Here is a 22,468-nt window from a genome sequence, read left to right as displayed (position 1 = left end):
ATGATGGCGAGACTGACACCACCGGCAATCAACATATACGTGAGAATCTCCGTCCAGGCTGCCATCAGACGTCTTCCTCTGCAAAGACGGCCAAGTCCCCTTGAGGCATGGCGACGAGTAAGAAGTGTTCGCCTCCGAGCGGACGGGCGTCTCCGGCCTGCCAACTTTCATACTGTTCGTGATAGCCGTTCACGAACAGGACGGCTCCAGATTCAAATGTCAGTTCAAGATGGGGATTGTCTTCAGATAACAGGATGGAACGGACGCGTTCACGTCGGAGTTCGACGAGGTGATGGAGTTGTTCATCTTCGTTGAACGACGGTCCCGATGAATGGACGTACCAAGGTCCTTCAATCGAGAGCCACGACTCGTTGCCGTCTCGGCTGAAGTAGAGTAGATGATGATTGGGGCCGGAACCGAAGTCGATTCCGACGAAGGAAGACGCGTTAAACAAATGCTGTAAAATCCGTGTTGCTTCAAGATGTTCGGTACGGGTCACGCTTCCACCTCGCTTAAATGGGTTAGTTAATTCCATCATTCCACGTTACATCGCTAAAGTAAATGAAAGGATTATGTGAAATCACTCATATGAGAAGAAACAAGCGAGTTCGACAACTTATGGAAAATACTTCAAGTAAGTTAAAAGTTTGGTCAGTGATTGGACAAATCCGGTCCCGCGTTCGATGATTCGATTTATAATCAAAAGTATAGATGACTCGATGAAACGAGGGGTAACCATGGTTTATGGTCTATTGATTGGCGGCATCATCCTAATCACCATCGTCCTCAACGTCCTTCGGTTGATGACGACCCCCGCCTTGAATCGCTGGCTGCTCGCCGGGACGAGCAGCCTTGTCGTGATTTGGCACGGGGTGTTGTTCGATTTTTATGATTTACATTGGTCAGTGCTGTTATTGATTATGACAGGGCTCGTCTGTTTTCACTGGAAAGGCATGACTGTTGCAATCATGGTCAGCTGGCTTTTAGTATACAGTCAATCCGGGACATTATCCCTTCCGCTGTTGCTCAGTTATGTCTTTTTTGGCCTAGGAGCCGCGCTGCTCTTTGGTTACATCAACCAGTTGAAGCGAGAACGATCAGGCCGGTTGCGGATGCTGACGGCGAGTTCCCGTCAATTGAACGTGTTCCGGGAAGTCAGTTTTACGATGCAAGACACGCTCGACCCGGACCGATTGCTGCAAACGATTTTGACATCGGTGACGGCAGGGCACGGACTCGGCTTTAACCGATCGATCATCTTTTTCGCTGATTTGGAAAAAGATAGCATTTACGGAGTCATGGGCACGGGGCCGATGAATCCGGAAGACGGGTTTCACATTTGGGAAGAAATCACCCGACAACATTATGATCTCCAAGGACTGATTGATGAGAAAGAGACGGACTCGTCACACGATGAGCAGTTGAATGAACGGATTCGGAAAATGACGATCCCGTTTCATGGAGACCACCTGTTCAAACAGACGCTCGACTCGGGACGGCCGCTCCACGTGTATGCGAGCATCACCGACGATCCGGTGCTGCGCATGTTACATACCGACTTACAGATGGACGAGTGCACAATTTTCCCGCTCCATCATCAAGGAATTCCATACGGACTTCTCGTCATCGACAATGTCGTCAATAAAAAACCAATCACCCCTCAAAAGATTGACAGTGTCCGACCGATTGCGGAACAAGCCTCGCTTGCGCTCCATCAGACGATGTTGTACCAGCGCATCGAGACGTTGGCGCTTCGTGACGGGTTGACGCGTCTCAAAAACCATCGTTCGTTCGAACAAGATTTGGATGTCTTGTTCCGGGAGTGCGAAACGGACGAGCTGTCACTGATTGTGATGGATATTGACCATTTCAAGCATTTCAACGACACAAACGGTCACTTGGCTGGAAACGAGTTACTCACGCGGCTCGCGAGTGTCATTCGACGAAGCGTGCCGGATGAACAGATGGCGTATCGGTTCGGTGGCGAAGAGTTTGTCGTTCTCTTGCCGCAGTTCGACGAAGTCGAGGCGTCCCACGTCGCGGAGACGATTCGTGCGGCCGTGCTCGGCACCAACTTCATGTACGGGGAGCGACAACCAGGTGGTCAGTTAACGCTGAGCTTCGGTGTCGCTTCGAAGCACACGCTTCACGAACAGTCACGCGAACAGTTGATTGAGTGCGCCGATCAAGCGTTGTATGCGGCCAAATCACGAGGGAAAAACCAAGTCTGCCGCTGGGAAGGGGTACCGCTATGACTGAATTCAGTGTCATGATCATGACCGTCGCCTTTATCGCGACCATCTTGTTTACGAGCCGTCCAAGTTATCGGTTTGTGACGGGTAGTGTGGCCAACCGACACGCAGAGGCACTGGACATCTCGTTGAAAGACGTCTCATTCTCGTTCGACCAAATGGTGTATTTCATCGCCTTGCCGACAACGATTCCCGAAGTGCGGGATGCGATGAAAGAAGAGCTGGCCGTCGAACCGTATTATGAGTCGTATTTCTTTCCAGAAGTGAACGGCGTGCAAGTCTCGGTGAAATCAGGGTCCGCCGTGATTCCTATCGCCTATTTGCCGATTGACGATTTCAGCCTTCCCGTGTTGGATCGACACTTGGAGGCCGGCAAGGTTAATGAACACGTCAACCGAACGATTCGGGCACACATGATCGTTCATGAGCGTACGCTCGCAGCGATTCGAGACGAGGTGTACCATCACATTCATGAAGACCGCCTGGCACAATAAAAGGGTTTCCATCACAGACTCGTGGCGGAACCCCTTTTTTCACTGCGCCAACATGTGAAATCGTGCGGCACCGATCAAGTTGGCCTCGTTGAAGTGGGCACACGTCTCGACGTCGATGCGGAACGTTCCGAACGCGTCGCAAAGCGCGTCCAAGTGTCGCTTGATGCCGTCCCGAACTTCCGGGCGACGACTGATGCCGCCACCGATTAAAATACGCTCCGGGTCGAGCCCGAATTGGAGGTTGTAGATGCCAATCGCGTTCCAGCGACAGAAGCGCTCTAGTTCCGCCTGGATGATTGGGTCGCTTTGAAGCGCGAACACATCTTTTCCGGTAAGGGGACGTCCGAGTTGCTCACTGCATCGATGGACAAGAGCGGCCGTGGCACCGATTTTACTCCATGTCCCATCTGGGTGGGGAAGAGACGGGTCGAGAATCCAATATCCGAACTTACCGCCATGGAAGTGGGATCCGATCATCACCTGATCATGGTCGACGAATGCTCCGCCAACGCCCGTCCCGATGACGACCATCGCGTAGCTCGTCACCGACGCCGCGGCACCGGTCCATCCTTCTGCGAGCGCTGCCGCGTTGGCATCGTTCAAGACAGTGACAGGCAAGTCGTACCGCTCTTTGAACGCCTGTAAGAAAGGACGATCATGAATGTAGGGAAGTGCACTGATTCCATGAATCACGCCGGTCGTCGAATCGACGGCGCCGGGCGCACTGAAGCCGATACCGTCGAAGCGGGCTTCGGCGGTCGTTTCGTTAAAGATCACATCGACTTGTTCGAGCAAGCCGTCCCACGTCGCAGGGGTTGGGACGTGTTTGTTTGACAGTAGGGTGCCATCGGATCGGACGACTCCGTATTTGATACTGGTTCCACCGATATCGATGGCTAAATAATGTTGCATGCTGTTCTACTCCTTTATGTGGAGGATGACAAGGGATATTATGACACATTTTTTTTGCGTGTTATGATAAACATAGTAAAAAACATATTCGTAAATCGGGAGGTTCTCTCTCATGAACGTTCACATTGAACAAGCCGGGTATGAACGCGGTGAGGCGGTCATCGAGGCCATCCGGTTCGAGGTCCGCCCGGGCGAAATCGTCGGGATGATTGGATCGAACGGGGCCGGGAAGAGTACGACGCTCGCCTGTCTCACCGGAACGATCCCGTGGATGCGTGGAACGGTGCAAATTGACCGCTACGCCTATATCCCCGAGCAACCGGTGTACTATGATTATTTGACGCTCGAGGAACATATCGCTCTCGTGTTGGAATTGACGGACGTTGATAATCGTGAGCGGACGGAAGAACTGATCCGGTTGTTTCGGCTCGAGACGGTTCGCCACGACTATATCGCCTCGTTCTCAAAAGGGATGAAGCAAAAAGCGATGATCCTCTTGGCGCTCATCCAAGAAGCGAAGTTTCTCCTTGTCGACGAACCGTTCGTTGGACTCGATGCGACGACGACGATCCAGTTGCTTCGTTTACTTGAAGCGGAACGTCGTCAAGGTACCGGGGTGCTTCTCGTCACCCACGTCCTCGATACGGCAGAGCGGTTATGCGACCGCTTCGTCTGGATCGATGACGGACGCATGCTCGCGGGCGGGACAAAAGAAGAGTTGCGTCTCAGCCTGCAAACCGGAGGCGAGTCGCTGTTCGATATGATGGAAGATGTGGTCATGCGATGAATGAACATCAGCTGTTCGTTAGACGTGTCCGCACCCATGTGACCAAACAGTGGGAGACGTGGCGGCTCATCTTGGATTGGACAGTCGTTCTATACGGCGTCATTCCGTTCACCATCTTTCTCGGGTATCAATACCGATTGCTTTGGCAAGGCGAAATCGAGTGGGTGAGTCAGGTGCCGATGTTCGTTTGGGCGCTTGGAATTGGAATCGTCCTCCTTAGAAATCCGTTTTTCGTCTGGGTCGAACGGGCGGACGTGACGCTGGTGGCCAAACGTTCTTTAATTGATAAATTGAAGCACGATTCGTTGCTCTATCAAGCCCTCAAACTCGGTGCAATGCTCCTCTTTGTTTTGTCGGCGTTCATGCCCGTGCTTTGGCTTGACGGTTGGTCCGTTGCCTCTATATTCGCATTCGGAATCAGCCTCCTGTTTTTGACCGGGATTCATACGTGGATCCGTTATCAGTTGACGGTCCGGCACAGCCATTGGATGTTACGAGTTACGGTCACGTGTGTGACGTTCGTTTGTATGTATGCGCTCCTCATCGACTCACCTTTATGGTCGGCCGTACTCGGCAGTGGTCTTGTTGCATTTGCGATGTATGTCGGAGAAGGGTGGCTGTCACGCCACCCATATCTTAGCCAAGAACTCGAACGTAGTGAGGCGTTGCGTACCGCCTTTGACCGGGCATTATTATCGACGTCGGGCGCCATCGAGAAGCCGAGCCGGCGCAAGCGTCCGCTCTATCGACCTAGACCGAATCGGTTTGGGACCGCCCGGCGCACGACGGCCATCTTACTTTATATACGGACGCCGCGTCATCGGAACTTATGGCTGCGTCTCATCCCGCTTGCCGTCACGGGGATGCTCCTCGTACCGAGTTGGTTCAAGTTGCTCATTCCGCTCTACGTCGGCTATGTGATGTGGCAAGAACGACAGGCGTTCAAACAAGAGATGGAGCGGCATCCGTTTTTCCGTGCCATCCAAGAAAGGACACATTCATGACTGAACAAGACTATGAACGATTGCTCCAAATCGAGACGGCGAAACCGCAACAAGGGTTCCCGGCCTCGGCCGAATACCACCGCTATGAACCGACTCCTTATGAGGCGCTCGACTTGTTGCGTGACGCCTATCCGCTCGCGGCCACGGACACGGTCGTCGACTTCGGCTCGGGGAAAGGGCGCCTCCCGTTTTATCTCGCCTATACGTTCCGAGTTCGGGCCATTGGCATCGAAATGGATGGCGGCTTCCACGAAGCGGCACTTGAGAATTGGATGAACTACGCCAAGAAACACCGGACGCGCGGCAGTGTCCAGCTCGTCCGCGGCTACGCCGAACAGTTTGAGGTGCCGGCTGAGGCGAACCGCTTTTATTTCTTCAACCCGTTCTCGGTGAACGTGTTCCGGCAGGTCGTTGCGAACATCATCGAGTCGGTCGAGCGCGCACAGCGTCCGGTCGACCTCATCCTCTATTATCCGGCCGATGAGTACTTACATTTTTTGAATGACGAGACGCCTTTCCGCTACGTACAGGACGTTCGCTTGCCGTTAAAGAATCTCCATGAGCGCTTTCTTATTTATCGTTTTGATATGATGGAGTCATCTTGGTAAATGGGGAGTGGATCATCGTGAAGAAAGAAGATATTTTAGATGCGTATCGTTGGCGTCAAGCGACGAAAGAGTTCGACGCGGACCGCAAAATTGATGAGGAAGATTTCGAATTCATCTTGGAGACAGGCCGCCTGTCACCAAGTTCGTTCGGTTTTGAGCCTTGGCAGTTCGTCGTCGTTCGTCGCGAAGACTTGCTCCGGAAGATCAAAGACCACGCGTGGGGTGCCCAAGGACAGGCGTTAACGGCGAGCCATTTCGTGTTGATCTTGGCGCGGACGCCTGAAGCGATGCGCTACGACTCGGACTACATCCGTCACATCGTCACGGACGTCCAAGGACGGACCGAGGACGAGTACGCCCTTCGGGTGAAACGGGTCCGTGAGTTCCAAGAACAAGATTATCGACTGTTGGACGACGAGCGTGTGTTCCAAGAATGGATCAAACGCCAGACGTATATCCCGCTCGGCAACATGATGACGGCCGCCGCACAGATCGGCGTCGACTCATGTCCGATCGAAGGGTTCAATCAAGCGGAGATTGACGAATTATTGATTTCGGAAGGCGTCATGGAACGAGGTGCCTGGTCGCTCTCAGTCATGGTCGCGTTCGGACATCGGGCCCGTGATTTCGCGCCGAAGACACGTCGCGATTTCAACGAGGTCGTCAAATACATCGGATAAAAAAAGCTCAAGCGCCGAGGCGCTTGAGCTTTTGCTTATTTCCAGTCGGTGATGCGATCGATTGGGAAGCGGACCGATTGGTAACCGTCTTCCGCGGCTTTTCCGATTGAGAGGAGCATGACCGGAAGGTAGCGCTCTTTCTCGAGGCCGAACGCTTCCGCGATGTTCGCTTTGTCATAACCACCGATCGGGTTTGTGTCGTAGCCGTGGGCACGGGCGACGAGCATGAGTTGCATCGCGACGAGACCCGAGTCGAGCAAGATGCTGTCTTTGACAGACTCTTTCGGTGCGTCTTTGAAGATGCCTTTGATCATGTCAACTTGACGGTCGCGGACTTCTGGTGGCATGAGGCCACGCTCGACGGCCGTATCAAAGATCTCCTGTGTGTAATCGGCCATCTGGTAGTCGGCAAAGATGGCGATAACGGCTGATGACGTCTCGACTTGGCGTTTGTTGAAGCTTGCGAGCGGAAGGAGTGTGTCTTTACCTTCTGCGCTATCGATGACGACGAAGCGCCACGGTTGCAGGTTGAGTGATGACGGTGCCGTCGTTGCTTCCTCCAGGATTTGTGTCATCTCTTCTTTTGAGATTTTGACGTTCTCATCATAGACGCGAATCGAGCGGCGTCCTTTGAGGATTTCCATAAAGTCTTTCTGTGTTGTCGTGTTCATATAAGGGTCTTCCTTTCATGTTGAATGTTGGTTTGTAACGTATTTAAAAGTTCGAGTAACTGTCGTTGCTCCTCTACCTTCATGTTTACAAAAAGACGGTCCGATAAGCACTTCTTTTGCTCGGTCCAATGTGCAATCCGCTCCCGACCGACATCGGTCAAATCGACAAAGATGACCCGATTGTCTTGGAGGCAGCGTTCGCGCGTGATCAAGCCCTGTGTCTCGAGCTGTTTCAAATGACGCGTGATGGCGGCATGATCGACGCCGACCCGTTGTTGCAGTTCACGCTGACGCAAAGGGCCGACGTGATGCAAGTTGCTCAAAATATCGAAGCGGGTCGAGCTGAGCCCGTCCATTTCCGTATCGAACAGTTGGGCCAGTTCTTTTTGTACGGTGATGACGTGGTAGAGAATCTCATCGCTGAGCGAACAGGCGTCGCGCATCGGGTATCCTCCTTCAAAAAACTAATTGATGAATCAATCATTGATAGGTCACACAATGTATACTAATCGGTTTTGAAATAGATCGCAAATAAAAAGTTTCAAAAAAACTGTTGTCAAACTGTTATATAATAGTCTATATTAAAGTCAACTGATATATAACAATTGAATGGAAGGATGTGACGGCTTGGAACATTACAAACAAGTAGGTACTTATCACGTACATGAAACGTTGCTCGACTTCATCTCGGCTCGTATATTGCCTGACGAAGAGGAACACCGACAATTTTGGCCTGGGGTCGGGCGCCTACTCGATAAGTTCATTCCTCGGAATGAGTCACTGCTTCACGAACGTGAGTCGTATGAGCGACTATTACAGGAATGGTACAGCGAGCACAAGCAAGCATTTGACATGGAAGACTACGAGCGTTTCCTTCGGTCCATCGATTACATCGAAGCAGCCGTCCCCGATTTCAACATCGACGTTACGGGTGTCGATTCAGAGATTACAAGGCAAGCCGGACCGCAGCTCGTCGTTCCGCTCGACAATGCACGCTATGCATTGAACGCGGCGAACGCCCGCTGGGGAAGTCTGTATGACGCCTTGTACGGAACGGACGTCATCGACGAAGAGGACGGGAAAACGAAGTCGAGTGGTTATAATCCAGTCCGAGGTGAAGCGGTCATCGCCTACGCCAAACAGTTTCTCGACGATACATTTCCGCTCCGGGAGGGCTCGCACGAAGAAGCGAACGGCTATCTCGTGTCAGAGGGCAGGCCATACGCCATCATCGAAGGGAACCGCATCGCGTTTCAAGACGATTGTCTCGTCGGTTATGTCGGGGAAACGAGTGATCCGAATAAGCTCTTGCTCGTCCATAACGGGATTCACGCCGAGTTGCAGTTTGACCGGGACCACCCAATCGGACGGGTCGATCGAGCAGGGCTCATTGACATCGAACTCGAGTCCGCCTTGTCTGCCATCGTCGACTGTGAAGACTCGGTTGCCGCTGTTCGGGCGGAAGACAAGGTCCACCTTTACGCGAACTGGCTCGGCCTGATGGACGGGACGCTCGAAGCAACATTCACGAAAGGAGGCCGGCCGCTCACTCGGAAGTTGAACCCTGACCGGAAGTATGTCGGGAAAGACGGGCGTGAAGTCACGCTTCCGGGCCGATCGCTCCTCTTTATTCGAAACGTCGGGCACTTGATGACGACAGACTTGATGCTCGACGCGGAAGGGCGTGAAGTACCGGAAGGGATCTTGGACGGGATTTTCACTGCGCTCATCGCGAGCCGCCATCTTGATGCCAGACGAAATTCCCGCGAACGCTCCATCTATATCGTCAAACCGAAGATGCATGGATCTAAGGAAGTCGCGTTCACGAACGACTTGTTCGATGCGATTGAAGATGTACTCGAGTTACCGCGTCACACGCTCAAAGTCGGCGTGATGGACGAGGAGCGACGCACGTCGCTTAATTTGAAGAACTGTATCGAGCAAGTGAAGGAACGCATCGTCTTCATCAATACCGGATTCCTCGACCGGACGGGTGATGAGATTCACTCCTCGCTCACGCTCGGACCGATGCGCAAGAAAGGCGAGATGAAGACATCGGAGTGGCTCGATGCTTATGAACGTCTGAATGTCCAGATCGGGCTTGACGCAGGATTCCATCAACGCGGGCAAATCGGGAAAGGGATGTGGGCGATGCCCGATCGGATGCGCGACATGATGCGTGAAAAAAGCAATCACGTCCGGTCCGGGGCGACGACGGCTTGGGTGCCGTCCCCGACGGCGGCCACGCTTCATGCGCTGCATTACCATCAAGTCGATGCGTTTGACGTTCAGCGTGAGTTGGTGAATCGTTCGTTTGATCCAGCAACTGAGCGAGGGCGTCTGCTCGAGGTACCACTCGCCACGCGTCTCTATACAGATGAGGAAGTGAACGAGGAGCTCGAGAACAACCTGCAAGGGTTGCTCGGATATGTCGTCCGTTGGGTCGAGCAAGGTGTCGGTTGCTCCAAAGTGCCAGATATTCATCACGTCGGGTTGATGGAAGACCGAGCAACGCTTCGTATTTCGAGTCAACATGTCGCCAACTGGCTATACCATGGAGTCTGTAGCCGTGAACAAGTCGAAGCGACGCTTTACCGGATGGCCGAGGTCGTCGACGCGCAAAACGCGGAAGATCCGCACTATCGTCCGATGACGCCAGATGTAGACCACTCTATCGCCTATCAAGCGGCGAAAGAGTTAGTGTTCGAAGGCGACGAGTCGCCGAACGGATATACGGAACCCATTTTGCACCGGCGCCGCCGACAGTTTTTACAACAAGTGACATTAGAACCAAACTTAAAAGGAGGAGCATCATCATGACAACGAAAAAAATCGAAAGCGAACAGTTGATTGAACGTTGGGTCGTCCGTCGGATCGTCTCGGGGGAATCGACAGCGGCGCTCGCTAACACGGCGTTCGTCTATGGGAACGATTTGATGCGCCTCGTGCTCGACCGGGCCGACGGATCGCTCCAAATCATGAGAGAGCCGGTCGAAGAAGTCGTCATATTCCGGAAACCAGAAGATCGTGACGAAGAAAACGTCTGTCGTTGCTGCGGCATGGAGCACTCGTCATTCAAAGCGGCGCTCGAATGCTGTGCATACTTGGATTAAACCCGCATTATCTGTTATATAACAAATAGTAAATATATAAGTTAATATAATACAGGAGGAATGGATATGAACGAACAACAAATGCAGCTAGAGAATATGTTACAGTCGGAACGGTTTAACGGGGTCGAACGTCCATATGGGGTCGAAGACGTGATGAGACTTCGGGGATCGGTACTAATCGAGCATACGCTCGCGACAAAAGGAGCGGAACGGTTATGGGAGTTACTCCACGAGCGGGACTACGTCCACGCGCTCGGGGCGTTGACGGGGAACCAGGCCATCCAACAAGTGAAGGCGGGCCTCGAAGCCATCTATTTGAGCGGATGGCAAGTCGCCGCCGATGCGAACTTGTCGGGTCACATGTACCCTGACCAAAGCCTGTACCCGGCTAACTCGGTGCCGAGCGTCGTCAAACGGATTAACCAGGCGCTTCAACGGGCCGATCAAATTCAAACGGCGGAAGGGAAAGGCGATACGCATTGGTTCGCCCCGATCGTCGCTGACATGGAAGCCGGTTTCGGCGGTGTGCTCAACGTGTTCGAGTTGACAAAGGCGATGATTGAGGCGGGTGCAGCCGGCGTCCACTTGGAGGATCAACTCTCTTCAGAGAAGAAGTGCGGTCACCTCGGCGGCAAAGTGTTGCTACCGACACAGACGGCCGTGAAAAACTTGATTGCCGCACGTCTCGCGGCAGACGTCATGGGTGTTTCGACGATTATCGTCGCCCGGACCGACGCCCACGCCGCGAACTTGATTACGAGCGACATCGACCCGATCGATCATCCGTTCATCGTCGGCGACCGGACGCCAGAAGGGTTTTATCGGACCGAGGCAGGAATCGAACAGGCGATCGCACGCGGTCTCGCCTATGCACCGTACGCCGACCTCGTTTGGTGCGAGACGTCCGAGCCTGATTTGGACGAAGCGCGTCAATTCGCGGATGCGATTCATGCGAAGTATCCGGGCAAACTTCTCGCTTACAACTGTTCGCCGTCATTCAATTGGAAGAAGAAGTTGTCGGATGACGAGATCGCAACGTTCCAACAAGAGATTGGTGCGATGGGATACAAGTTCCAATTCGTGACACTCGCTGGCTTCCACTCGCTCAACTTCGGAATGTTCGAACTCGCACGCGGGTATAAAGACCGCGGGATGGCCGCCTACTCGGAACTGCAACAGGCCGAATTCAGTGCAGAACAGCACGGTTATACGGCGACACGTCACCAACGTGAGGTCGGGACCGGGTATTTCGATGAGGTGTCTCTCGTCATCTCGGGAGGCCAGTCGTCAACGACGGCGCTCACCGGATCGACCGAGGCAGAACAATTTGAAGCGCCGTCCTATTAAGCGTCGCCCCTCCACAAGAGGGGCTTTTTTTGTGTCCAAATTCAGAACGCGTGCATCCTGTTCACTTAAATGTGACGTATTTCACATTTTTGTCGTCAAACTCTTGCTACGCTGAACATGTCAAAATGAATATGGAGGTTATGACAGATGACACAGACATTCACGGGCGATACGCACGTATCTGAAATCGTCAAACAATGCCCGCAAGCGGCAGACATTTTCAAACGGAACCGAATCGATTTTTGTTGTGGCGGCAACCGGCCACTCGCTGAAGCGACTGACAAATCGAAACGGTCGACGGAAGACATTTTAGAAGAAGTCAATGCGCTCTATCAACGCAAGCAAGAGATGAACGAGAAGAGCATCGATTGGGATGCTGCTTCTTCATCGGAATTGATTGAGCACATCATTTATAAGCATCACCAGTTTTTGACGGACGAATTGCCACAGCTCACACCATATGTGACAAAAGTGTTCCGGGTTCACGGACAAAACCATCCGCACCTCGGACGCATTCATCAACTGTTCAATCAATTGAAAGTGGAACTTGAACAACATATCGTCAAAGAAGAGACAGAAGACTTCCCGACGTTGCTTCGTCACGAGACGGCACCGACAGCTGAAACGAGACGGGAGCTTGATGACATCTTGGCCTCGCTCGAGTCAGAACACGCGGCAGCCGGTGACATTTTAAAAGAGTTGCGTCAAATCACGAACGACTATACGCCGCCTGAAGGAGCGTGTGGGACGTATCGTCTTGTCTATCAACGGTTAGAAGCGCTCGAATCGGATACATTTGAACACATTCATCTCGAAAACAACATTTTATTCCCGCGGGCGCGCACGTTCGCTTAAGCAGTGGCACACCTCTACTTACGTGGGGGTGTCTTTTTGTGACGTTTGATACAGATGGGAGGCAAATCAAGCGCTACGATAAAGGGGAGGCAAAGGAGTGATTAGTCATGAAACGGGTGAGTGGAGTCATCGTAGGGGTGACGGTCGCCTTGAAAAAAGTCGATTTGACGTTCGAATGGGACGGGACACAGCTCATCATCGAGTCGTTTGTGAAGACGAAAGGCGATACCGGTGTCGAAATGGAGGCGTTGACAGCAGCAATGGTCGCCGCCTTGACCGTGTACGATATGACGAAAGCAGTCGATAAAGGCATCGTCATCGGACCGACGTACTTGCTCGAGAAACAAGGCGGGAAGTCAGGGGACTACATCCGATGACACCTGTCCCAGAACGTTACGCGCGGCAGGCCCGGTTCCACGGCATCGGGGTGGAGGGCCAAGAACGTCTGATGGAAAAATGCGTGCTCGTCGTCGGTCTCGGCGCGCTCGGGGCGGCCGTTAGCGATCAACTTGTTCGGGCCGGCGTCTCGCTCATCCTCGTCGACCGCGACTATGTCGAGGTGACGAACTTACAACGACAGACGCTCTATACGGAACAGGACGCACATTCCGAGACGCCGAAAGCGGTCGCAGCGCTCGAACGCCTGCGGGCCATCAACTCAGACGTTGAGTTGGACGCTCAAATCGCCGATGTCTCGTGGGATTGGCTTCGGCCTTTGCCGTCCGTTGATCTCATCTTGGACGCAACCGATAACGTCGAGACGCGTCTTCTATTGAACGATTTCGCACTCGAGCGTGGCATTCCGTTCTTGTTTGCCTCTTGCGTCGGGGCATACGGCATGAACTACACGGTGATGCCGGGAGAAGCGCCGTGTCTTCGTTGTCTCATGCGTCATTTGCCGCTAGCCGGGCAAACGTGCGCGACAGCGACTAGATGTCGCACGTCTCGTCGATGTGTCTTGTCCTTCTTGTCAAATTCACGACTATCCGAGCCTCGTCCCGAATCGGCAACAGACAGCACTCCTCTGTGGGCGTGACGTCGTCCAAGTCCGTCGGTCCATCGAAGGGCTTGAACCAATCGCACATCAACTCGAGCGTGCGGACATCGCTGTGAAACAGACACCGTTCACATTAGAATGGCGATGGCGGAATCATCGGATGCTTTTATTTAAAGACGGTCGTGTGCTCGTCCATGGAATCGATGACGCGAACGTCGCAATCGCGATGGTCGATGAGTGTCTTGGCGCATAAAAAAGTGTCCCCCGAAAAGCGGAGGACACTTTTTTGGTTAGCGTGGGATTGTAAGCACTTGCCCGACGCTAATCAAGCTGACGTTCGTAATATTGTTGGCGGCTGCAATCTTAGCGACAGTCGTGTTATACATCGTCGCAATCTTGTAGAGCGTATCCCCTGATTTTACCGTGTATTTCACCGTAGTCGTCGGTGGTGTGACGGTTGTACCTGGGATGATCAGTACTTGTCCGACATAGATGGAGTTGACGTTCGTAATATTGTTGGCGGCTGCAATCTTAGCGACGGTCGTTTTGTACAAAGTGGCGATCTTATAGAGCGTGTCACCCGATTTAACCGTATACTTGACGGTCGTCGTAGGTGGAGGAGTTACAGTGGTACCCGGGATGACGAGCACTTGTCCGACATAGATGAGACTGTAGTTTGTAATTTTGTTGGCCCCAGCGAGCGCAGCGACTGTGACGTTGTAAGCTCGGGCGATGCTATAAAGGGTATCGCCTGATTTGACGGTATACGTTTTGCTGGTAGATGTGTTTTGGTAAGCGAGCAATTGCGAGACGGTGACGAACTTGTAGCCTTTCGCTTTCAACTGGGCAATCATCGTCGGCAAGGCGAGTGGTGTACCTGGAGCGCCGGCACCGGTGTGCATCAAGACGATTGAGCCTGATTTGATGTTCGCCTGTACTTTCGTATTGATTTGGCTAGCAGTGACTCCTTTCCAGTCCACGGTATCGATGTTCCATTGAATCGTATAACCGTAGCCGGCAGCGCCGACTCCGCTCAACACGGCGCTATTGACGGCGCCGAACGGTGCCCGGAAGATTGGTTTTGTCGTTTTGCCAGTAAGCGATTTAATGAGCGCTTCCGTCCGATCAAGTTCTGATTTCATTTGCGTGGCGGTCAACTTTGTGAAGTCTGGATGGGTATATGAATGGTTACCGAGTTGGTGACCTTTAGCTGCGATGTTTTTAATGTATTGAGGATGGTTATTGGCGCCTGATCCAGTCAAAAAGAAAGTGGCTTTGACGTTGTTCTTGGCAAGTATGTCCAAAATCTTATTCGTATTCGTACCATCCGCCCCGTCATCGAACGTCAACGCGACAACTTTACTCGTCGTGTTCACGCTCGTGATGAATTTCGAAGCGGCGGCGTCAGCCGATTTTGGATAAGCGACTAACGGTGCCAACATGATCAACAAGGCCATCAACACACGTACAAACTTGCTCTTCATTTTGGTTTCGCCTCCATTCTTGGGTGTATGTATCTTGATGTTAAGGCTTTCCATATATTGAGCTGTGTATATATTTTATATACCCCCTTTTGATGGTAAACATCGTCTAACCCTAAAAATAGGGAAAGGAATTTTTGGATAATGACTCTTAATATTTGTGTTCATTTTATGAGTGACAAACGTGTCAAATATCACACAATCCTCACACATTTCCTAAAAAAGGGTGCTATCATGAACAATGTGTGAAGAATGTAAGCGATTGAATAGGGGGATTCAACATGAGCAAATCAATGAAACGGTTCGGGGTGGCATTTGGTCTCGTCGGTCTGTTCGTCCTTGGGGCGTGCGGAGCCGATGAAACGGCCAGTGGTACGGAGACGGTGCAGTCGATGGAACCGGTAGAAGCAGAATTAAACGTTCCGGCCACGGCGGACAAAGACGAGACGGTCACGTTGGCGGTTCGCGTCACACAAGACGGTGAAGCGGTCGATGATGCCGACGAGATTAAGTTCGAGGTCTGGAAAAATGGCGCCAAGGAAGAGAGTGAGATGACGAAAGCGTCGCTCACAGAAGATGGAGTCTACGAGGCGGAGACGACGTTTGTCGAAGAAGCAGTTTACACGGTGCAAGTCCATGTGACGGCCCGTTCGATGCATACGATGCCGACGACTAACGTTACGGTCGGCCATCCGGAGACGGCGGCCGAGGCTGAGGCTGAAGCTGAGCAAGACCATCACAACCACGCGGGAGCAGACATTGTCCTTGATCCGACTCAAGCTGTCGCCAATGAAGTCCAACCGTTCACAGTCAACGTCGAAATTGAGCATGAGGCGTTGACGGGTGCGGACGTCCAACTCGAAGTGTTCAAAGACGGAGCGGACAAGCACGAGTGGGTGAAGCTTGATGAAACGGAAGGCGGAAGCTATGCAGGTGAGCATACATTCAAAGAGTCAGGCATATACAACGTTCAAGTCCATGTGACGAAAGGACACGACATCCATGAACACATCATGGAGACGGTCGAGGTCAAATAAAAAAAACGATCGGCCGCGGCCGATCGTTTTTTTCTTATGCGTTCTGATAGAGTGACTCGACTTGCTGTTGAAGCGATTCGTTCTCGAGGAACTCGTCGTACGTCGCTTCTTTGTCGACAATCCCGTTCGGCGTCACTTCGATGATGCGCGTGGCAATCGTCGAGATGAGCTGATGGTCATGCGAGCTGAAGAGGAGTACGCCTTTGAACGTTTCGAGACCGTTGTTGAGCGCTGTGATCGACTCGAGATCCAAGTGGTTCGTCGGATCGTCGAGGACGAGGACGTTCGAGTTCGAGAGCATCATTTTCGAGAGCATGCAACGCACTTTCTCTCCCCCTGAGAGGACAGATGCTTTCTTCATGACTTCTTCGCCTGAGAAGAGCATACGACCGAGGAAACCGCGAAGGAACGTATCCGACTCGTCGGCTGGTGAGAACTGGCGTAACCAATCCAAGATGCTCTTATCCGAGCCTTCGAAGTATTCCGAGTTGTCTTTCGGGAAGTACGACTGTGTCGTCGTCACGCCCCATTTGACCGTACCCGTGTCCGGTTCCATCTCGCCCATGATGATTTTGAAGAGAGTCGTAATGGCAACGTCCGAACGGCCGACGAATGCGACTTTGTCCGTCTTGTTGAGTGAGAACGTGACGTTGTCGAGTACTTTGACGCCATCAATCGTCTTCGAGACGTTGTCGACGTAGAGCACGTCGTTCCCGATTTCACGTTCCATTGAGAAACCGACGAACGGATAGCGACGTGATGATGGACGGATATCGTCGAGCGTGATTTTATCGAGCAACTTCTTACGCGACGTCGCTTGACGCGCCTTCGAGGCGTTCGAGCTGAAACGGGCGATGAAGTTTTGAAGTTCTTTGATTTTCTCTTCTTTTTTCTTGTTCTGGTCGTTGGCCATACGCGAAGCGAGTTGGCTCGACTCGTACCAGAAGTCGTAGTTCCCGACGTACAATTGAATCTTCCCGAAATCAAGGTCGGCCATGTGCGTACAGACTTTGTTCAAGAAGTGACGGTCGTGGGATACGACGATGACGGTATTCTCGAAGTTGATCAAGAACTCTTCAAGCCATTGGATCGCTTTGAGGTCAAGACCGTTCGTCGGCTCATCGAGGAGAAGAATGTCAGGTTTGCCAAACAATGCTTGAGCAAGGAGGACTTTGACTTTCTCGCCACCTGTGAGCTCGCTCATGAGCTTGTGGTGTGATGCATCCGTGATCCCTAGTCCTTGAAGGACCATGGCAGCTTCTGATTCGGCTTCCCAACCGTTCATCTCAGCGAATTCGCCTTCGAGTTCAGCAGCGCGCATACCATCTTCGTCAGAGAAATCTTCCTTCATATAGATGGCGTCTTTCTCTTTCATGACTTGATACAAACGCTCGTGGCCCATGATGACCGTCTCGAGTACCGCTTGATCTTCGTACGCATAATGGTCCTGCTTGAGGACGGCGAGGCGTTCGCCAGGTGAGAAGCTGACGTCACCTGTCGTCGTTTCTTGCTCGCCGGCAAGAATTTTTAAGAATGTCGACTTCCCGGCACCGTTCGCGCCGATCAAGCCGTAGCAGTTGCCTGGTGTGAACTTGATGTTCACGTCTTCGAACAACTTGCGTCCACCGAATTGGAGACTTACGTTATTTACTGTAATCATGTATAGGATCCCTCGTTTTTCTGATTAGTTTACGACGTGTATTGTATCACGTTTTTTGAAAACGCGCAGTCGTGGGTAAAAATGAAACAAACAGCAGCCTGATTCGTATAGAGAAAAAAGGGGGAATCAGCCATGAAAACAACGCTCTCGCTGAAAGAAGCGTGGTCAAACTACTACAGCCGAGATTTCTTCCGGCTCTGGGTCATCTTCCTCGTGACGAGCATCGGGTCGTATTTTCTATTCAGGGCCGTCATCGCCCCTGAACAAGTGGATGAAATTTTAGCTCAGCTCGGCGAATCATTTGAATCGCAAGGATTGACGTTCGATTCGAGCGCACGCGAGACGATGATCGCCCTATTCGTGAACAATACGCGCGTCACGTTGCTCGCTTTCCTGCTCGGGATGATCCCGCTCTTCATCCCGTATATGTTCGTCGTCATCAACGCCGCGGTCATCGGCCTGGTCGCCATGCTCGTTGGGGTTGCCGGCGAATCCGTGATCCGGGTCATCGTGCTCGGCATCTTGCCCCACGGTATCACCGAAATCTCGGCCATCTTGCTCGGAGCGGCGATGGGGTTGTCGCTCAACCGTTACATCTGGAAAAAACTACGCGGGAAAAAGACCGACGTCACGTTCAAGGCGTTGTTCGTGGCAGGCGTGAAGACATTCCTCGTCGTCGCGGTACCGCTCCTCGTCATCTCTGCGATCATCGAGGCGTACGTGACCCCACTGTTATTACAGTAAAAAAGCCATCGCTGATGGCTTTTTTACTTGAAATGAGGCGTCGTCTCGACACAGTGGGTTAAACGAATCCCTTCCGTAGACACATCGCCATTCACTTGCCAGATTTCAAGTCCGTCCGCGATTGCGTCGCGAATCAGCTGCCGAATTCGTAAGTCGTGTTTCCGATTCGGGTTGCCGGTGAAGATGGGCGCATCATATAAGAAAACATACAGCAAGACGGCCCGACCCGTTTTCGGCAACGTCGCAATGAGTGTCTCGAGATGTCGAATCAACCGTTCGGTCTCGATCGGTCTCGTCACCGCACGCCGTTCAAAGCGGGGGAGAGGCGTTACGAACAACTCGGCTAGAGGTGCTTTCACTTCGATATAAGTGCCATCGACTTTAAAGTCGATTCGTGACGCATCGACGACTTTCTCTCGTTCCACATGTTTCGGAGAAGGAAAAGCTGAAATCACGTTCGTCCGCAACCAATGTTCGACGAAATCGTTGACGCGGCCTTGATGAATTCCAATCCATTGTCGGTCCGCGTCGATCGAGATGGCCTCCACTGTGAAGGCGGTGTTCCGTCGCGGGTCGTCCGTCGCTGAGACGAGGCAAGGCACCCCGTCGAAGACGAGGTCGCCAATGCGACCGGTGACCGGACAGTGGCAGGCGACGACAGTGTCGCCGAGCAATACGTCCATCACGAACCGATTGCGGCGTTTCAGGATGACCCCTTCCTGCAGGGGAGATACAAAGCGATACATCGTCAGACGACGCGCGTGACCGTCGTGTCGAGTTCGAACGCGACGTTGCCGGCCAAGGCGCGTGAAATCATACAGCCATCCTTCGCTTTTTTGGCGATTCGTTCGACGAGCGTGATATCGCGATCTGTGGCCGTTTTTGGAACGTTGATTCGTGTCGTGTAGCGAATCGTCTCATACGTGAAGACACCGTTCGTCACGTCGACGATGCCTTCGGCGTCAATCGTGATGCCTTGATGAGGCAGTTCGCTTCGCCCGAGCATAGCCGCAAGTGTGATGATATAGCAGGTCGCCGCAGCACCGAGCAACATCTCATCCGGGTTCGTCCCGATGCCCGGTCCGTCCATTTCCGGGGGAATCGATATCTGTGTCTTTAACCGTTCGGCCTCGATCGTTCCGACGTCGTTGCGTCCGCCGGTCCAGTCGAGGTTCATTTGAAACGTATGCTTCATAAAAAATCGCCTCCAATGTCTCTATTCTAGAAGAGAACGATTGGAGGCGCATGTGTTATGCTCGCGCGCGTTCAGCGAACGTACGGAGCGTCTGGATGATGACGTGGGTCGCTTTTTCCATGTTGTTGACGGAGACGTACTCGAACTTGCCGTGATAGTTCTCGCCGCCCGTGAAGATGTTCGGGGTCGGGAGTCCCATATACGACAGTTGCGAACCGTCCGTCCCACCGCGAATCGGTTCGATTTTCGGTTCGATGCCAAGTTCGCGCATGACGTCGGCGACGGTGTCGACGATGTGTTTCACCGGCTCGATTTTCTCGGCCATGTTGTAATATTGGTCGTCCATTTTTAAGTCAACGCGTGCTTCGCCGTACTTCTGTTTCCATTCGACGACGAGCTTTTCAAGCAACGCTTTGCGCGCCTCGAACTTCGTGCGGTCGTGGTCGCGGATGATGTATTGCAGCGTCGTCGTCTCCACGTCGCCAGAGAAGCCGTTCAGATGGAAGAAGCCTTCATAGTCGCTCGTATGCTCTGGGGCTTCATCAGCCGGAAGGCGGTTGTGGAACGCCATCGCCAACTTCATCGAGTTGACCATCTTGTTTTTGGCACTGCCCGGGTGCACGTTCGTCCCATGGAACGTGACCGTGGCGCCGGCAGCGTTGAAGCTCTCGTATTGCAGTTCACCGAGCGGGCCGCCGTCCATCGTATAGGCGAAATCGGCGTTGAAGCGGGCGACGTCGAACTTATGTGGTCCGCGGCCAATCTCTTCGTCCGGTGTGAAGGCGATTCGCACCGGGCCATGCGGGATTTCCGGATGGGCCAATAAGTATTCGACCGCGGTGACGATCTCGGCCATGCCGGCTTTGTCGTCGGCACCGAGCAGCGTCGTGCCGTCTGTCGTGATGAGTGTATGTCCAACGTAGCCATCGAGCTCCGGGAAGTCACGCGGCGACAAGATGACTTGGAGCGCCTCGTTCAAGACGATATCGCCGCCCTCGTAATGTGCGACGAGTTGCGGGTTGACGTTCGTCCCGGTGAAGTCGGTCGCCGTATCGACGTGGGCGAGCAGGCCGATCGTCGGTACGTCATGGTCGACGTTACTCGGAAGGGTGGCGAACAAGTAGCCATAGTCATCCGTCTCGACGTCCTCGAGTCCAATCGCTTTTAACTCAGCCTCGAGATGGCGAATCAAATCCCATTGTTTCGCCGTCGACGGTGTCGTCTCACTCGTGAAGTCGGACTGTGTATCAATTTTTGCATACGTGATTAAACGTTCAATTAATTTCGATTGCATGGTCTGCCTCCTCTAATCAATCTGTTCTCGTTTAGTGTAGCATGAGAGCCGGTTTTGAGAAGTATCGAAATTGTTTGAAAATAAAAAGAGAGGCGCTAAGGCCTCTACTTTTACTCAATTTGTATGAAACAAGGGTGCTGGCCTTTTTTAAAGAAGGAACGGCAGGAGAAACGGCAACAAAAACGACGTGAAGATGGCGGACAGGCCCATCGCCGCGCCCCCGGTGGCCCCTGAGAGCGGATGTTCTGTCGCGGCTTGAGCCGTGCCGATGCCGTGGCTGATCGTTCCGAGTGCGAGTCCTCGCGTGAACGGATCAGTCACTTTGAAAAGCGACAACATTAGCGGACCGAACATGGCACCGAGTATGCCACAGGCGACAGTGATGGAGGCAGCAAGCGCCGCGTCTCCTTGGAGCTGTTTTGCCAGTTCGAGTGCAATCGGAGCAGTGACGGATTTGACCGCTAGCCCGATGAGCACTTGGTCCGTCAGTTTGAGCGCCGTTCCAATCATGACTGCGACGATAATCGTCGAGACGGTACCGGCAACGATTGCACTGAGGGCACGTCTCGCGCGTGCGAGTAGCGTCGGCAAGTTGCGGTACAACGGCAGACCGAGGGCGACGGTCGCCGGGCCGAGTAAAATCGTGATCAAATCTTTGGCCGGTTCATACACGTCGTACGGTTGTTCAAAGAGAAGGAGGATCACAATCAAAATAGTTGTGCTCAAGAAGACGACGTTCGTGAACGGAGACGCCCATTTAAATGATAGTTTTCGGCTGATGAGATAGACACCAACTGTGACGAGTACCCAAAATAATGTCATGACGCTTCACCTCGTCTTCCGGAGATGATGGCGGTCACGATGAGCCCCACACTTAGACTGATCATCAAGGCGAGAAAGAGCGGGATCCCTTCTGCTTTTAATAGATTACTATAAGACATGAGACCGACCGCAATCGGGATGAAGAAGAAAGCGAGATGTTTCGTGAGGAAGCCGGCACTGTCCTCGATCCATTCGACTCGGATGATTTTTGTCATAAGTAATATCAACAACAGCATCATCCCGACGACGTTCCCAGGCACTTTCCATTCTAAAGTGGCGACGATCCAATTGCCGAGCGCGCTTAACCCGAATAAGAGCGAAAGGCCGATCATCCATTTGATAAAGAGTTGCATGTATACCATCCCTTCGCGAATACGTTCAAAACGTAAGAATTTTCTCAGATTTATTTGTACAGGTCAAGGTTAGGCAATCATCAAAAAGTGAAGTTCTTCTCTCCAAAGAGGTTTTATAAAAGTACGGAAAGAGGTGTGGAACACATCAAAAATGACCGAATC

Annotated in this window: 25 protein-coding genes and 1 pseudogene; 15 read left to right on the top strand and 11 right to left on the bottom strand. The window is 52.6% G+C overall.

Annotation, left to right across the window (positions count from 1 at the left end; all coding sequences use genetic code 11):
- Window positions 1–64: 64 nt before the first annotated feature.
- Window positions 65–499, bottom strand: a complete 435-nt coding sequence (locus KNP74_RS09195) for a DUF6188 family protein (protein WP_214718616.1) — start codon at window positions 497–499, stop codon at window positions 65–67.
- Between the two features lie 238 nt (window positions 500–737).
- Between KNP74_RS09195 and KNP74_RS09190 the strand changes: the two genes are divergently transcribed.
- Window positions 738–2,255 (top strand): sensor domain-containing diguanylate cyclase, encoded by a 1,518-nt coding sequence (locus tag KNP74_RS09190; RefSeq protein WP_214764096.1) that lies wholly within the window; start codon window positions 738–740, stop codon window positions 2,253–2,255.
- Complete coding sequence (locus tag KNP74_RS09185) at window positions 2,252–2,746, top strand: hypothetical protein (RefSeq protein ID WP_214764095.1); 495 nt, start codon at window positions 2,252–2,254, stop codon at window positions 2,744–2,746. The genes KNP74_RS09190 and KNP74_RS09185 overlap by 4 nt, the downstream gene beginning before the upstream one ends.
- A 39-nt stretch (window positions 2,747–2,785) precedes the next feature.
- Here KNP74_RS09185 and KNP74_RS09180 read toward each other — a convergent pair whose 3' ends face one another.
- On the bottom strand, window positions 2,786–3,658 hold the full coding sequence (locus KNP74_RS09180) for an ROK family protein (RefSeq protein WP_214764094.1): 873 nt from the start codon (window positions 3,656–3,658) through the stop codon (window positions 2,786–2,788).
- Window positions 3,659–3,770: 112 nt separating this feature from the next.
- On the opposite strand from KNP74_RS09180, the gene KNP74_RS09175 reads away from it, so the two are divergent.
- The 4 genes from KNP74_RS09175 to KNP74_RS09160 are packed head-to-tail and all read left to right on the top strand — an operon-like array spanning window position 3,771 to window position 6,737.
- Complete coding sequence (locus tag KNP74_RS09175; protein WP_214764093.1) at window positions 3,771–4,445, top strand: ABC transporter ATP-binding protein; 675 nt, start codon at window positions 3,771–3,773, stop codon at window positions 4,443–4,445.
- Entirely contained in the window at window positions 4,442–5,449 is a 1,008-nt protein-coding gene (locus KNP74_RS09170) for an ABC transporter permease (protein ID WP_214764092.1), read from the top strand. Before KNP74_RS09175 ends, KNP74_RS09170 begins: the two co-directional genes overlap by 4 nt.
- Window positions 5,446–6,057, top strand: coding sequence for a class I SAM-dependent methyltransferase (locus KNP74_RS09165; protein WP_029596332.1), 612 nt, complete (start codon window positions 5,446–5,448; stop codon window positions 6,055–6,057). The genes KNP74_RS09170 and KNP74_RS09165 overlap by 4 nt, the downstream gene beginning before the upstream one ends.
- A 17-nt stretch (window positions 6,058–6,074) precedes the next feature.
- Window positions 6,075–6,737, top strand: a complete 663-nt coding sequence (locus KNP74_RS09160; RefSeq protein WP_138860127.1) for an NAD(P)H-dependent oxidoreductase — start codon at window positions 6,075–6,077, stop codon at window positions 6,735–6,737.
- A gap of 35 nt (window positions 6,738–6,772) precedes the next feature.
- Here KNP74_RS09160 and KNP74_RS09155 read toward each other — a convergent pair whose 3' ends face one another.
- Both KNP74_RS09155 and KNP74_RS09150 read right to left on the bottom strand, forming a co-directional pair.
- Window positions 6,773–7,408: a nitroreductase family protein gene (locus KNP74_RS09155; RefSeq protein ID WP_034780571.1), complete on the bottom strand. Its 636-nt coding sequence runs from the start codon at window positions 7,406–7,408 to the stop codon at window positions 6,773–6,775.
- Complete coding sequence (locus KNP74_RS09150) at window positions 7,405–7,851, bottom strand: MarR family winged helix-turn-helix transcriptional regulator (protein ID WP_029596329.1); 447 nt, start codon at window positions 7,849–7,851, stop codon at window positions 7,405–7,407. Before KNP74_RS09150 ends, KNP74_RS09155 begins: the two co-directional genes overlap by 4 nt.
- A gap of 184 nt (window positions 7,852–8,035) precedes the next feature.
- Between KNP74_RS09150 and KNP74_RS09145 the strand changes: the two genes are divergently transcribed.
- From KNP74_RS09145 to KNP74_RS15130, 7 genes and pseudogenes are all read left to right on the top strand, one after another.
- Window positions 8,036–10,228 (top strand): malate synthase G, encoded by a 2,193-nt coding sequence (locus tag KNP74_RS09145; RefSeq protein WP_251130136.1) that lies wholly within the window; start codon window positions 8,036–8,038, stop codon window positions 10,226–10,228.
- Window positions 10,225–10,521, top strand: a complete 297-nt coding sequence (locus KNP74_RS09140) for a hypothetical protein (RefSeq protein ID WP_029596327.1) — start codon at window positions 10,225–10,227, stop codon at window positions 10,519–10,521. Before KNP74_RS09145 ends, KNP74_RS09140 begins: the two co-directional genes overlap by 4 nt.
- Before the next feature lie 66 nt (window positions 10,522–10,587).
- On the top strand, window positions 10,588–11,868 hold the full coding sequence (aceA, locus tag KNP74_RS09135; protein WP_371815320.1) for an isocitrate lyase: 1,281 nt from the start codon (window positions 10,588–10,590) through the stop codon (window positions 11,866–11,868).
- Window positions 11,869–12,015: 147 nt separating this feature from the next.
- Window positions 12,016–12,723 (top strand): iron-sulfur cluster repair di-iron protein, encoded by a 708-nt coding sequence (gene ric, locus KNP74_RS09130; protein ID WP_029596325.1) that lies wholly within the window; start codon window positions 12,016–12,018, stop codon window positions 12,721–12,723.
- 101 nt (window positions 12,724–12,824) lie between these two features.
- Window positions 12,825–13,100 (top strand): annotated as a pseudogene (locus KNP74_RS09125) (cyclic pyranopterin monophosphate synthase MoaC); the annotation flags it as partial.
- Window positions 13,097–13,759: a ThiF family adenylyltransferase gene (locus tag KNP74_RS09120; protein WP_427376849.1), complete on the top strand. Its 663-nt coding sequence runs from the start codon at window positions 13,097–13,099 to the stop codon at window positions 13,757–13,759. The pseudogene KNP74_RS09125 and the gene KNP74_RS09120, both read left to right, overlap by 4 nt.
- Before the next feature lie 73 nt (window positions 13,760–13,832).
- Window positions 13,833–13,973, top strand: a complete 141-nt coding sequence (locus tag KNP74_RS15130) for a hypothetical protein (RefSeq protein ID WP_427376848.1) — start codon at window positions 13,833–13,835, stop codon at window positions 13,971–13,973.
- A 37-nt stretch (window positions 13,974–14,010) separates the two neighbouring features.
- Here the strand turns inward: KNP74_RS15130 and KNP74_RS09115 are convergent, their stop codons facing one another.
- The gene (locus KNP74_RS09115) at window positions 14,011–15,204 is read right to left on the bottom strand and encodes a LysM peptidoglycan-binding domain-containing protein (protein WP_214764088.1); all 1,194 of its coding nucleotides are present in this window, start codon (window positions 15,202–15,204) and stop codon (window positions 14,011–14,013) included.
- A 278-nt stretch (window positions 15,205–15,482) separates the two neighbouring features.
- Between KNP74_RS09115 and KNP74_RS09110 the strand changes: the two genes are divergently transcribed.
- On the top strand, window positions 15,483–16,238 hold the full coding sequence (locus tag KNP74_RS09110; protein ID WP_214764087.1) for a FixH family protein: 756 nt from the start codon (window positions 15,483–15,485) through the stop codon (window positions 16,236–16,238).
- A gap of 34 nt (window positions 16,239–16,272) precedes the next feature.
- Here the strand turns inward: KNP74_RS09110 and KNP74_RS09105 are convergent, their stop codons facing one another.
- On the bottom strand, window positions 16,273–17,898 hold the full coding sequence (locus tag KNP74_RS09105; RefSeq protein WP_034780623.1) for an ABC-F family ATP-binding cassette domain-containing protein: 1,626 nt from the start codon (window positions 17,896–17,898) through the stop codon (window positions 16,273–16,275).
- A gap of 132 nt (window positions 17,899–18,030) precedes the next feature.
- Between KNP74_RS09105 and KNP74_RS09100 the strand changes: the two genes are divergently transcribed.
- Window positions 18,031–18,642, top strand: coding sequence for a stage II sporulation protein M (locus KNP74_RS09100; RefSeq protein ID WP_214764086.1), 612 nt, complete (start codon window positions 18,031–18,033; stop codon window positions 18,640–18,642).
- 23 nt (window positions 18,643–18,665) lie between these two features.
- Here KNP74_RS09100 and KNP74_RS09095 read toward each other — a convergent pair whose 3' ends face one another.
- From KNP74_RS09095 to KNP74_RS09075, 5 genes are all read right to left on the bottom strand, one after another.
- Entirely contained in the window at window positions 18,666–19,388 is a 723-nt protein-coding gene (locus tag KNP74_RS09095) for a DNA/RNA nuclease SfsA (RefSeq protein WP_214710715.1), read from the bottom strand.
- A gap of 2 nt (window positions 19,389–19,390) precedes the next feature.
- Window positions 19,391–19,837: an OsmC family protein gene (locus KNP74_RS09090; RefSeq protein WP_114164930.1), complete on the bottom strand. Its 447-nt coding sequence runs from the start codon at window positions 19,835–19,837 to the stop codon at window positions 19,391–19,393.
- A 55-nt stretch (window positions 19,838–19,892) separates the two neighbouring features.
- On the bottom strand, window positions 19,893–21,131 hold the full coding sequence (pepT, locus tag KNP74_RS09085) for a peptidase T (protein ID WP_138860119.1): 1,239 nt from the start codon (window positions 21,129–21,131) through the stop codon (window positions 19,893–19,895).
- Window positions 21,132–21,278: 147 nt separating this feature from the next.
- Window positions 21,279–21,953, bottom strand: coding sequence for an LrgB family protein (locus tag KNP74_RS09080; protein ID WP_138860118.1), 675 nt, complete (start codon window positions 21,951–21,953; stop codon window positions 21,279–21,281).
- Window positions 21,950–22,306 carry a CidA/LrgA family protein gene (locus KNP74_RS09075; protein ID WP_034780640.1) on the bottom strand — a complete coding sequence of 119 codons (357 nt, stop codon included), beginning with the start codon at window positions 22,304–22,306 and terminating at the stop codon, window positions 21,950–21,952. Before KNP74_RS09075 ends, KNP74_RS09080 begins: the two co-directional genes overlap by 4 nt.
- Between the last annotated feature and the right edge of the window lie 162 nt (window positions 22,307–22,468).

It is taken from the genome of Exiguobacterium sp. s141 (assembly GCF_018618085.1).
GTDB classification, from domain to species: domain Bacteria; phylum Bacillota; class Bacilli; order Exiguobacteriales; family Exiguobacteriaceae; genus Exiguobacterium; species Exiguobacterium mexicanum_A.
Note: the sequence above shows the minus strand (reverse complement) of the source record. Positions and strands in the feature narration are given on the sequence as shown.

What these genes read in the sequence shown, in the direction of transcription:
- KNP74_RS09190 (WP_214764096.1), top strand. Translation starts at nt 738, where the DNA reads ATGGTTTATGGTCTATTGATTGGCGGCATCATCCTAATCACCATCGTC.
- KNP74_RS09185 (WP_214764095.1), top strand. Translation starts at nt 2,252, where the DNA reads ATGACTGAATTCAGTGTCATGATCATGACCGTCGCCTTTATCGCGACC.
- KNP74_RS09180 (WP_214764094.1), bottom strand. Translation starts at nt 3,658, where the DNA reads ATGCAACATTATTTAGCCATCGATATCGGTGGAACCAGTATCAAATAC.
- KNP74_RS09175 (WP_214764093.1), top strand. Translation starts at nt 3,771, where the DNA reads ATGAACGTTCACATTGAACAAGCCGGGTATGAACGCGGTGAGGCGGTC.
- KNP74_RS09170 (WP_214764092.1), top strand. Translation starts at nt 4,442, where the DNA reads ATGAATGAACATCAGCTGTTCGTTAGACGTGTCCGCACCCATGTGACC.
- KNP74_RS09165 (WP_029596332.1), top strand. Translation starts at nt 5,446, where the DNA reads ATGACTGAACAAGACTATGAACGATTGCTCCAAATCGAGACGGCGAAA.
- KNP74_RS09155 (WP_034780571.1), bottom strand. Translation starts at nt 7,408, where the DNA reads ATGAACACGACAACACAGAAAGACTTTATGGAAATCCTCAAAGGACGC.
- KNP74_RS09150 (WP_029596329.1), bottom strand. Translation starts at nt 7,851, where the DNA reads ATGCGCGACGCCTGTTCGCTCAGCGATGAGATTCTCTACCACGTCATC.
- KNP74_RS09140 (WP_029596327.1), top strand. Translation starts at nt 10,225, where the DNA reads ATGACAACGAAAAAAATCGAAAGCGAACAGTTGATTGAACGTTGGGTC.
- aceA (WP_371815320.1), top strand. Translation starts at nt 10,588, where the DNA reads ATGAACGAACAACAAATGCAGCTAGAGAATATGTTACAGTCGGAACGG.
- ric (WP_029596325.1), top strand. Translation starts at nt 12,016, where the DNA reads ATGACACAGACATTCACGGGCGATACGCACGTATCTGAAATCGTCAAA.
- KNP74_RS09120 (WP_427376849.1), top strand. Translation starts at nt 13,097, where the DNA reads ATGACACCTGTCCCAGAACGTTACGCGCGGCAGGCCCGGTTCCACGGC.
- KNP74_RS09115 (WP_214764088.1), bottom strand. Translation starts at nt 15,204, where the DNA reads ATGAAGAGCAAGTTTGTACGTGTGTTGATGGCCTTGTTGATCATGTTG.
- KNP74_RS09110 (WP_214764087.1), top strand. Translation starts at nt 15,483, where the DNA reads ATGAGCAAATCAATGAAACGGTTCGGGGTGGCATTTGGTCTCGTCGGT.
- KNP74_RS09105 (WP_034780623.1), bottom strand. Translation starts at nt 17,898, where the DNA reads ATGATTACAGTAAATAACGTAAGTCTCCAATTCGGTGGACGCAAGTTG.
- KNP74_RS09100 (WP_214764086.1), top strand. Translation starts at nt 18,031, where the DNA reads ATGAAAACAACGCTCTCGCTGAAAGAAGCGTGGTCAAACTACTACAGC.
- KNP74_RS09095 (WP_214710715.1), bottom strand. Translation starts at nt 19,388, where the DNA reads ATGTATCGCTTTGTATCTCCCCTGCAGGAAGGGGTCATCCTGAAACGC.
- KNP74_RS09090 (WP_114164930.1), bottom strand. Translation starts at nt 19,837, where the DNA reads ATGAAGCATACGTTTCAAATGAACCTCGACTGGACCGGCGGACGCAAC.
- pepT (WP_138860119.1), bottom strand. Translation starts at nt 21,131, where the DNA reads ATGCAATCGAAATTAATTGAACGTTTAATCACGTATGCAAAAATTGAT.
- KNP74_RS09080 (WP_138860118.1), bottom strand. Translation starts at nt 21,953, where the DNA reads ATGACATTATTTTGGGTACTCGTCACAGTTGGTGTCTATCTCATCAGC.
- KNP74_RS09075 (WP_034780640.1), bottom strand. Translation starts at nt 22,306, where the DNA reads ATGCAACTCTTTATCAAATGGATGATCGGCCTTTCGCTCTTATTCGGG.